The sequence below is a fragment of the Micromonospora sp. WMMC250 genome, from assembly GCF_027460215.1.
GTDB classification, from domain to species: Bacteria; Actinomycetota; Actinomycetes; order Mycobacteriales; family Micromonosporaceae; genus Micromonospora; species Micromonospora taraxaci.
Genome location: NZ_JAPZBJ010000002.1, coordinates 7,446,270 through 7,457,381, shown reverse-complemented (window position 1 = coordinate 7,457,381; position 11,112 = coordinate 7,446,270). Strand labels below are relative to the sequence as shown.

The 11,112-nt window shown below is 70.0% G+C and carries 5 protein-coding genes; all 5 read left to right on the top strand.

The window, feature by feature from the left end; genetic code table 11:
• Positions 1-2: 2 nt before the first annotated feature.
• The 5 genes from O3438_RS33930 to O3438_RS33910 all read left to right on the top strand — a co-directional run bounded on the left by O3438_RS33930 (position 3) and on the right by O3438_RS33910 (position 11,104).
• Positions 3-6,602 carry an SDR family NAD(P)-dependent oxidoreductase gene (locus tag O3438_RS33930; RefSeq protein WP_442929755.1) on the top strand — a complete coding sequence of 2,200 codons (6,600 nt, stop codon included), beginning with the start codon at positions 3-5 and terminating at the stop codon, positions 6,600-6,602.
• Positions 6,599-9,340, top strand: coding sequence for a type I polyketide synthase (locus tag O3438_RS33925; RefSeq protein ID WP_269683532.1), 2,742 nt, complete (start codon positions 6,599-6,601; stop codon positions 9,338-9,340). Before O3438_RS33930 ends, O3438_RS33925 begins: the two co-directional genes overlap by 4 nt.
• Positions 9,341-9,450: 110 nt before the next feature.
• Positions 9,451-9,687 carry a DUF5988 family protein gene (locus O3438_RS33920; protein WP_332367487.1) on the top strand — a complete coding sequence of 79 codons (237 nt, stop codon included), beginning with the start codon at positions 9,451-9,453 and terminating at the stop codon, positions 9,685-9,687.
• 143 nt (positions 9,688-9,830) lie between these two features.
• Positions 9,831-10,604 (top strand): thioesterase II family protein, encoded by a 774-nt coding sequence (locus tag O3438_RS33915; protein ID WP_269683531.1) that lies wholly within the window; start codon positions 9,831-9,833, stop codon positions 10,602-10,604.
• Between the two features lie 74 nt (positions 10,605-10,678).
• On the top strand, positions 10,679-11,104 hold the full coding sequence (locus O3438_RS33910) for an ArsR/SmtB family transcription factor (RefSeq protein WP_269683852.1): 426 nt from the start codon (positions 10,679-10,681) through the stop codon (positions 11,102-11,104).
• Positions 11,105-11,112: the final 8 nt, after the last annotated feature.

Genomic DNA, 11,112 nt, shown 5'->3' with positions numbered 1-11,112 from the left:
CAATCGCACTCTGGAGGCAACGCCAGATGGCTGACAACGACAAGATCCTCGCCTATTCCAAGCAGCTGCTGACCGAACTGCAGACCACCCGCCGACGGCTGAAGCTGGCCGAGGATCAGGTTTACGAGCCGGTTGCGGTGGTGGGGTTGGCGTGTCGTTTTCCGGGTGGGGTGGATTCACCGGAGGCGTTGTGGGATCTGGTGGCCTCGGGCCGGGATGCGGTGTCGGTGTTCCCGACGGACCGGGGCTGGGATCTGGAGGGGTTGTACGACCCGGATCCGGATGCTGCTGGCAAGTCGTACACCCGTTTCGGGGGGTTCGTGTCCGAGGTGGGCGGGTTTGACGCTGGCCTGTTCGGTATCTCACCGCGTGAGGCACTGGCCATGGACCCGCAGCAGCGGCTGCTGCTGGAGGCCTGCTGGGAGCTGTTCGAACGCGCCGGGATCGACCCGTTGTCGTTGCGCGGGACCTCGGCAGGGGTGTTCGTCGGGTCGATGGGCTCGGAGTACGGACGCGACGCCGCCGCAGACGGTGGTGAGGGATTCACCCTGACCGGCAACGCGGCCAGCGTGATCTCCGGCCGGCTGGCCTACACGTTCGGGCTGGAAGGCCCGGCGGTGACCATCGACACGGCATGTTCGTCGTCGCTGGTCGCGACGCATCTGGCCACCCAGGCGCTGCGGCAGGGCGAATGCACCCTGGCAGTGGCCGGCGGGGTGTCAGTGATGACCTCACCGCGGGCGTTCGTCGAGTTCTCCCGGCAGCGGGGCCTGTCACCCGACGGGCGATGCAAACCGTTCGCGGCAGCAGCCGACGGCACCGGCTGGGGTGAAGGCGTGGGCGTGCTGCTGCTGGAACGGCTGTCCGACGCCCGCCGCAACGGCCACCGCGTACTCGCGGTGCTGCGCGGCTCAGCGGTCAACCAGGACGGCGCCAGCAACGGGCTCACCGCCCCCAACGGCCCGTCGCAGCAACGGGTGATCCGCCAAGCCCTGGCCAACGCCCGGCTCTCCCCGCACGACGTCGACGCCGTCGAGGCACACGGCACCGGAACCACACTGGGCGATCCCATCGAGGCGCAAGCCATCATCGCCACCTACGGCAAGGACCGGCCCACCGACCAGCCGTTGTGGCTGGGATCGGTCAAATCGAACATCGGGCACACCCAGGCCGCCGCCGGCGCCGCCGGAATCATCAAAATGGTCATGGCGATGCGGCACGGGCGACTACCCAGAACCTTGCACGTCGACGCGCCGTCACCGCACGTCGACTGGTCCGCCGCGACCGTGCAACTACTCACCGAAGACCAGCCCTGGCAACCCAGCCGACGACCCCGCAGAGCCGCCGTCTCCTCCTTCGGCATCAGCGGCACCAACGCCCACCTCATCCTCGAAGAACCCCCCACCACACCCGCGACGGAGACCGACGCGGACCACCGCGACGGCGACGCACCAACGCACATCCCGCCGGTGGTGCCGTGGGTGGTGTCGGCGCGATCCGCGGCAGGTTTGCGAGCACAGGCCGACCGGCTGGCCGCATTCGTCGCCGCCGACCCACTGCTGGACCCGGCCGCAGTAGGCCGGGCGCTGGTGACCACCCGCGCCGTGCTCGAACACCGCGCGGTCGTGCTGGGCGCCGACCGCGACGCACTGCTGGCTGGGCTGGCGAGAGTGGCCGCCGGCGAAGACGGTCCCGGCGTAGTGACCGCAACAGCCCGCGGGCAGGCCCGCGTGGTGTTCGTGTTCCCCGGCCAAGGCTCACAATGGGCGGGAATGGCCGCAGCGCTGCTGGACTCCTCACCGGTCTTCGCCCAGCACATGGCGGCCTGCGACAAGGCGCTGGCACCATGGATCGACTGGAACCTGCTCGACGTAGTACGCGGGATGCCCGGCGCCGCCAGCCTGGACCGCGTCGATGTGGTGCAGCCCGCACTGTTCGCGGTGATGGTATCGCTGGCCGAGCTGTGGAAGGCCCACGGCGTCACACCGGCCGCAGTGGTCGGGCACTCCCAAGGCGAGATCGCCGCCGCGCACATCGCCGGAGCACTGACCCTCGACGACGCCGCCAAAATCGTCGCCCTACGCAGCGCTGCCATCGCCATCCATGCGACAGGCGGTGCCATGATGTCGCTGGCCCTACCGGCCGACGCCGCCACCAGCCTCGTCGATGCGTGGCAGGAACGCATCACCGTCGCCGCGATCAACAGCCCCCGCTCGGTCGTCGTCTCCGGCGACCAGCACGCGCTGGCCGAGTTGCAGGCCCACTGCGACAGCCACGGCATCCGCGCCCGGCCCATCGCCGTCGACTACGCCTCCCACTCGGCCGACGTGGAGCCCCTGCGTAACGCCTTGGTGCAGCAACTAGCGGACATCAGCCCGCTGCCGGCACGGGTCCTGTTCTACTCCGCCGTCACCGGCCAACCGCTCGACGCAGCCGAACTCGGCGCGCAGTACTGGTACCGCAACCTACGCGAGCCGGTCCAGTTCGAGCTGGCCAACCGCCGGCTGCTTGCCGACGGTCACACCGTGTTCCTGGAGGCCAGCCCTCACCCGGTTCTGAGCGTCGCGGTGCAGGACACCATCGACGACACGGGCTCCGCCGCGACCGTTATTGGATCACTACGACGCGACGACGGCGGTTTCGACCGCTTCCTGACCGGCCTAGCGACGGCGTTCGTGCACGGTGTGGCGGTGGACTGGTCTGCCGTACTCGCCGGCACCGCAGGTCCCGTCCTGCCGCTACCGACCTACCCGTTCCAGCATGAGCGGTTCTGGCTGCATGCCGGTCGCGGTGCAACCGATCCTGCCGGGCTGGGCCTGGCGGCCGCGGACCACCCACTGCTCGCCGCATCGATCGGGCTGGCCGCTGGCGACGGCGTAGTGCTGACCGGCCGGCTGTCGCTGCAGTCCCAGCCCTGGTTGGCAGACCACGCCGTGTCCGGGGTCGTGCTGCTGCCTGGTACCGCATTCGTGGAACTTGCCCTGCGCGCCGGTGACGAGGTGGGCTGCGACCGGATCGAGGAGCTCATGCTGGAGGTTCCGCTGCTACTTCCCGAGCGGGGCGGAGCAGCGGTGCAGGTACGGGTCGGCGCCGCCGACGAGTCCGGCCGCCGGCCGGTTAACGTGCATTCGTGTCCCGACGACGGCGACAGTGAATCGGAGTGGACGCAACACGCAAGCGGCGTCCTCAGTCAAGGCGGTGCGGCGCTCGCGGACGCTATGACCACGCACTTCGCCAGTTGGCCCCCGCCGGCAGCCACAGCAGTCGCGGTGGACGGTCACTACGACAACGTCGCCCGCGCCGGGTACACCTACGGCGCCACTTTCCAAGGCCTGCATGCGGCGTGGCGATCCGGGGACGACGTCTACGCCGAGGTCGCCGTGCCGAAGCAGGCGGCCGACGACGCCAAGCGGTTCGGGCTGCACCCGGCCCTGCTCGACGCCGCCCTGCACGGGATCGGTCTGGGAAACTTCTTCCACACCGCCGGGCAGGTCCGGTTGCCGTTCGCCTGGAACGGGGTGTCTCTGTTCGCCTCAGGGGCCACGGCCCTACGGGTGCGGCTGTCCCCGGCCGGCGGCGACGCCGTCACCGTCGACATCGCCGACACCGCCGGGCAGCCGGTCCTGCACGCCGAGTCGCTGGTCGTGCCGCCGGTCTCGGCCGAGCAGCTCGAGCAGGTACTGGGTACCCACCGTAGAGGCCTTTACCAGGTCGACTGGCTGGCCGTGCCGGCGGCTGCCCCCACATCAGGCTCGTGGACGGTCCTCGGAAACCGCGACGATCTACCGTCGGTGCTGACCGAGGCCGGTGTGACCGTTTATCCGCACCCCGATCTGGCATCGCTGACCGCCGCCGTCGACGCCGGAGCACCGACCCCCGAAACTGTCGTCTACATCGTCGAGCCGGACCCGGCCGGATCCACCGCAGCAACAAGCGTTCACGAGCACGTCAACCGAGCCCTGGCCCTGGTGCAGGCGTGGCTGGCTGACCCGCGGTGGGCCGCTAGCCGACTGCTGGTGGCGACCCATGGGGCGGTGTCGGTCGCTGACGAGGAAGTCCCGGGCCTGTCACAGGCGGGGGTGTGGGGTCTGCTGCGCTCCGCCCAGGCTGAGCACCCCGATCGGCTGATGCTGGCCGACCTCGACGGCGCCGACGCGTCGCTGCAGATCCTGCCGGTGGTGCCGGGCTGCGGTGAGCCGCAGGTGGCGGTGCGCCACGGCCGGATCCTGGCTCCACGGATGGCCCGCACGGGCTCCGACGTGCTGAGTCCGCCCACGGGCCGGCCCTGGCGCTTGGAGGTCGTCGGCGCCGGCACTATCGACGGCGTTACCCCGGTGGCGTGCCCGCAGATCGATGAGCCGCTGCAAAGCGGGCAGGTGCGGGTCGCGGTGCGGGCTGCGGGCGTGAACTTCCGTGATGCGCTGATGGCGTTGAACCTTTACCCGGGCGAGCCCGTTCTAGGCAGTGAAGCTGCGGCCGTGGTGGTACAGACCGGACCGGACGTCACCGGCTTGGCCGTCGGCGAGCGGGTGATGGGGTTGGTGCCGCACGCGTTCGGGCCGCTGGCCGTGACCGACCACCGGCTGCTGGTGCGCATTCCCGACGGCTGGTCGTTCGAGCAGGCGGCGGCCGTGCCCGTGGCCTTCCTGACCGCGTTTTACGGCTTGTTCGACTTGGCCGGTCTGCGCGCTGGTGAAACGGTGCTGGTCCATGCCGGCGCGGGCGGCGTCGGTATGGCCGCCGTGCAGCTGGCCCGGTACGCCGGCGCGCAGGTTCTCACAACCGCCAGCCCACCGAAGTGGCCGGCGCTGCATGAGCTCGGGATCGGCCACGCGCATGTCGCCTCTTCCCGCACACTCGACTTCGAGGAGCAGTTCCGTGCCACGACCGCAGGGCGGGGCGTGGATGTGGTGCTGAACTCGCTTGCCGGTCCGTTCGTCGACGCGTCCGCCCGGCTTCTGGCGCCGGGCGGGCGGTTCCTGGAGATGGGCAAGACTGACCTGCGCGACCCGGACGAGTTCGCCGGGCACCATCCGGCAGCCACCTACCAGGCGTTCGACTTGGCTCAGGCAGGCCCCGAGCGCATCGGGCAGATGCTCACCGAGATCGTCGAGCTTCTCGAGCACGGCCACCTCAATCCGTTGCCGGTGACCAGCTGGGACATCCGCCGGGCGCGGCACACGTTGCGGCACATCAGCCAGGCCCGCCATACCGGCAAGATCGTACTGACCGTCCCGCCGTTGTTGGGTGGGCAGGGCACGGTGCTGGTGACCGGCGGGACGGGGACGCTGGGTGCGTTGGTGGCCCGGCATCTGGTGAGCGCGTACGGGGTGCGTCGGCTGGTGCTGGCCAGCCGGCGCGGCATGGCGGCGCCCGGCGCGGACGCTTTGCTGGCCGAGCTAACCGGGCTGGGCGCACAGGCCTCGGTGGTGGCGTGTGATGTCGCTGATCGTGACGCCGCGGCGCGGCTGCTGACGCAGATCCCGGCGCAGCACCCGTTGACGGGAGTGGTGCACACCGCGGGTGTGCTGGCCGACGCGACGGTGGAGTCGTTGAGTCAGCAGCAGGTGGACACGGTGCTGGCGGCGAAGGTCGATGCGGCGCTGAACCTGCACGACTTGACCCGTGACATGCCGTTGGCGATGTTCGTGATGTTCTCCTCGGCGGCGGGGGTGCTGGGCGGCCCGGGACAGGGCAACTACGCCGCGGCGAACACGTTCCTGGACGCGCTGGCCGCGCATCGCCGGGCCCAGGGTCTGCCCGCAACGTCGATCGCATGGGGGTTGTGGACGCCGGCCAGCGCGATGACCGAGCATTTGGAGTCCTCAGACCTGGCCCGGATGAGCCGCTCCGGTCTGCTGGGGTTGAGCGCCGAGCAAGGGCTGGCGTTGTTCGACGCGGCGGTGAGCGCAGTGCAGCCGATGGTGGTGGCGGCCCGGCTCGACGGTGCGCGGCTGCGTCGCCAGGCCGAGGCCGGGGCGGTCCCGGTGATGCTGCGAGGGCTGGCCCGGGTGTCGTCGCGGCGCAGCGCGGCAGCCGTCGTGGCGGACACTGCCGGACTGGCGCGCCGGCTGGCTGGGGTTTCACCGGCCGAACAGCAGCGGATGCTGCTGGATGTGGTCCACACCCACGTGGCGACGGTGCTCGGCCATGCCAACCCCGACGGCATCGACGCCGGCCAGGCGTTCAAGGACCTCGGGTTCGACTCACTGACCGCGGTGGAACTACGCAACCGGCTGGCAGCGGTGACCGGGCTGCGACTACCCGCCACGCTGGTATTCGACTACCCGACACCAGACACCCTCGCCCACTACCTGCACACACAACTCGCCCCCAGCCACGGCAACGCCGCCGAACCGGAGCCCGGCGAACCCGACGACGCCGATATCCGCAGCATCCTGGCCGCCATCCCCCTGGCCCGGCTACGCCAGGCCGGCCTGCTTGACGCTCTGTTGCAGTTGGCGCCCAACCGGCACGCTGCGGCTGTCGCCGCGGACGAGCCGTCCACGGCGATCGCCACCATGGCTGCCGAAGACCTCGTACGGGCCGCGCTGGGCGAGACCAACGACGACCCGCAGCCGGCCACCGGGAACCGGCGATGACCGTACCCGCCGAGAAGCTCGTCGAGGCGCTCCGCGCGGCGATGCTCGAAGCCGACCGACTTCGCAGACACAACCAGCAGTTGACCGCAGCACAGCACGAACCCGTCGCGATCATTGCCATGGCATGCCGGCTGCCCGGCGGCGCTGACGGCCCGGACACGCTGTGGGACCTGGTCGCCGGCGGCGTCGACGCGGTGTCGCCCTACCCGAGCGACCGGGGCCGGCAGGCGGGGGCAGGCGACGAGCGGAGCACCCCCGGCACCGTCTACACCCGATACGGCGGCTTCCTGGACCACATCGCCGACTTCGACGCCGCGCTGTTCGGCATCTCCGCACCCGAGGCGGTCGCGATGGACCCGCAGCAGCGGCTGCTGCTGGAGGTCTGCTGGGAGCTGTTCGAACGCGCTGGGATCGATCCGATGTCACTGCGCGGCACCCCGGCGGGCGTCTACGTCGGATGCATGGGCTCCCAGTACACCACCATCGCAGTGCCGGCCGAGGACAACGAAGGCTTCACGGTCACCGGCAACGCGGGCAGCGTGGTCTCCGGCCGCCTGGCCTACACATTCGGGCTGGAAGGCCCGGCGGTGACCGTCGACACCGCATGCTCGTCCTCGCTGGTGGCCGTGCACCTTGCCACGCAGGCGTTGCGGCAGCAGGAGTGCGCCCTGGCGGTGGCCGGGGGTGTAGCCCTGATCCCCGACCCGCTGGTGCCCAGCAGCGGCATGCCACAACTCACCCTCGCCAGCGATGGACGGTGCAAGCCGTATTCCGCGGCCGCCGACGGGTTCGGCGCCGGCGAAGGCGCCGGTCTGCTGCTACTGGAGCGGCTGTCCGACGCCCGCCGCAACGGCCACCCCGTGCTGGCAGTCGTGCGAGGCTCCGCGGTCAACCAGGACGGCGCCAGCAACGGGCTCACCGCCCCCAACGGCCCGTCACAGCAACGGGTGATCCGACGAGCCCTCGCCGAGGCCGGACTGTCCCCGCACGACATCGACGTCGTGGAAGGGCACGGCTCCGGCACCAGTCTGGGCGACCCGATCGAGGCCCAAGCGCTGCTGGCCACCTACGGCAAGGACCGGCCCGCCGACCAGCCGTTGTGGCTGGGGTCGGTCAAGTCGAACATCGGCTACCCGCGGGCCGCCTCCGGCGTCGCAGGAATCATCAAGATGGTAATGGCGATGCGGCATGGCATGCTGCCCAAAACCCTGCATGTCGACCGGCCGTCGCCGCACGTGGACTGGTCGGCCGCAGCGGTGCGGCTGCTGACCGAGCCCCGCGCGTGGGAAGCGTACGAGCGGCCCCGCAGGGCCGCGGTGTCGTCTTTCGGGATCAGCGGGACCAATGCTCACCTCATCCTCGAAGACGCCCCCGGCGCAGAGCCGAGCGACGACACGACAATCGATGAATTCGCAGGCACGCCGCCGGTGGTGGTGCCGTGGATCGTGTCGGCCCGATCAGCTGCCGGGTTGCGCGCCCAGGCCGCGCGGCTACGTACATTCCTGCCTGCATCGATGCACCAACGACCAGCTGACGTCGGCTTCTCGCTGCTGCATACCCGCGCAAGACTGGAGCATCGCGCGGTCATACTCGGCCGCGATCGTCAGGAACTGCTCGCCGGGCTGGATGAACTGGCCGCCGGGCAGCCGGGGCCGGGCGTGATCAGCGGTGTAGCAACGGTCGGCACCCGGGTGGCGTTACTGTTCCCGGGCGAGTCGTCCGCGTTAGCTGGCATGGGCGAGGGCCTGTCCCGTGCATTCCCGGTATTCGCCGAGGCGCTCGAAGAGGTCGGCGCAACACTGGATCCCTACCTAGACCGTCCGTTGGCCCAGATCTTCGCCGCTGCCGGCCCGCGTGCCGCCGGGCAGAGTGCCGACACGTGGGCTGGCACGTTCGCGCTCGAGGTGGCCACATACCGGCTGGTGCACCACTTCGGGGTCCGGCCGTACGCCGTGCTGGGCCAGCGCGTCGGACAGGTGGCGGCCGCACACGTGGCCGGAGTGCTCAGCCTAGCCGATGCCTGTGCCCTCGTAGTGGCATTAGGACCTCCGCACGGCCCGCAGACAGCTGCGGCTGGCGATGGGCAGCCACCGCGCTCGCTGGCACAGCAGGTCGCGAACACCACGTTCCGGCCGCCGGACTTTCCGATCGTGTCACACCTGAGTGGTTCGCCCGCCACCGAGGCCGAGTTGCGCTGTCCGGACTTCTGGACCGCCGAGCCGGATCGGGCAGGGCTGGCCCGTGGCGCCACGTGGCTGGCCGGCCGCCGGGTGTCGGCCTACCTTGAGGCCGGTCCGGGTAGCGCTCTGGCTGATGCGGTCCGCCCGTATGCCATCGGGCAGTCGCCCGCGGCTGTTGTCGCCGCGGTGCTAGATCGGCAAGACCCCAAGGCGGAGACCGTGCTGACGGTGCTGGCGTCACTGTTCGCCCGTGGCGTGGCGGTGGACTGGTCACCGCTGTTCACCGGTTGCGGCGCACGAACGGTGCCGCTGCCGACGTACGCGTTCCAGCGGCACCGGTACTGGCCGCAGCCTGATGCACGCGCGCCACAAGCCGAAGCTGCCGAGCCGCACGGTTCACCGGCGGAACACGAGTTCTGGAAAGCGATCGACGCACAGGACGCATCGGCCCTGGCCGCCGTTGTCGGTTTGGACGACCGGCTCCGGTCGTCCCTGCAGGATCTGCTGCCCGTCATCGTCAACTGGCGGCGCCGGCATCACCCGGAAAGCGGCCGATGACCGACCCCGAAGCGGGCAAGGCCGCGAACAACACGAACCGAATCCATGGCGCATGCCACGACGACCGGGATCCGGTGTGCCGATCCAGCAACGACACAAGGAGGTGAAGGGTGAGCGCTGAACCGAGATCGATTGTCGATTCGCCGACTGTGGCCGTCGTCCTGGAAGGCGGCCCGGAGGACCTGCCGCCTTCCGAGCGGCAGCGACACATTCCGCAAACCGCAACGAAGGTGAAGATACCGCACCTCGGCGGACACGAGCATTTCGAGAGAGTCGAGGGGAACACGTCCGGACCCGGGGGGCCGATCGTGTTCCGGTGGACCATGCGGACCCGGGTCGCCGAGTAAAACGCCGCGCCCGGGCCAGCACGCCCGGGGACCGTCGCAGCGGTGGTCGTCGTCACGTCGCCTCGGTCACCGCTGCGGCCGCGGAACGTACATGCCCAACCCGGCCCCGCCGGCCGGGCCCTGTTACCACCTGGAAGGACGCCATGTCACAAACTGAAACCACGCGTTGGCTGCACCGCTTGAACAGCGCAGGACCCAACGCGGCACTGCTGGTGTGTCTGCCCCACGCGGGCGGCTCAGCGACGTTCTTCCAGCCTCTGGCGCGAGCCGTGTCGCCACTGCTCGATGTGGTCGGCGTGCAATACCCAGGCCGTCAGGAACGACGCAGCGAGCCACTCATCGACAACATCGACGACCTTGCCGAGCAACTCGCCGGCGTGCTGACCGGCTGGGCGGACCGGCCCATGACACTGTTCGGCCACAGCATGGGCGCCACGATCGCGTTCGAGGTCGCGGGAAAATTGCAGCACGAGCGGGCCGTGACCGTCACCGGACTGATTGCCTCCGGCCGGAGGGCACCTTCGACCCACCGCGACGACGAGACGGTGCACCTTCGCGACGACGCGGGGCTGTTGGCGGAGCTGCAGGCACTCAACGGAACCCACGCCAGCCTGCTCGCCGACCCCGAACTTCAGCAGATGATCCTCCCTGTGGCCCGCAACGACTACAAGGCGATCGAAACGTATCGCTACCGCCCTGCTAGCAAACTACGGTGTCCCATCACCGTCCTGGTCGGCGACAGCGACCCGAAAGTGTCACTGCAGGAGGCCCGGGCGTGGGCCGAGCACACCGACCGGCCATCCGATGTGCGTACCTTCGCGGGCGGCCACTTCTACCTCACCGAGCAGTTGGCGCAGGTATGCGCCGTCATCACCGCGACCGTCTCGGAGTTCAGCCGGACCTCCGCCGTCCGGTAACGCCTGCTGACAGTCGCCGGCCGCTGCGGCCCACGGCCGCCGTCCTCACTTCGCGGTACCATCACCACGTGACGATGAAGACCGCGGGACGCGCTGGCGTTGACCGACGAGCCGACCTGGCGCCGGCGGCAGCACTGTTCCGCGGTTTGGCCGATCCGACCCGTCTGGCGATCGCGCAACGTCTTGCCGTGGGTGAGGCCAGAGTTGTCGATCTCGTTGCCGAGCTGGCACTGGCACAGTCCACCGTGTCGGCGCACCTGAGCTGCCTGCGCGAATGTGGGCTGGTCGACTATCGACCGCAGGGCCGGGCCTCGGTGTACTTCCTCACTCACCGCGAACTGCTGGATGTATTCCTGGCGGCCGAGAGCCTGCTCGCCGCCGCCGGTGACGCAGTCGCGCTGTGCCCCGCTTACCGCAAGGCTCCGGAGCTCGCCGATCGACCTCGACGGGCGAGGCGGGCCGACCGTGACGGCACCGCCTCGCAATCGACAAGACTTTGAATGCTCAG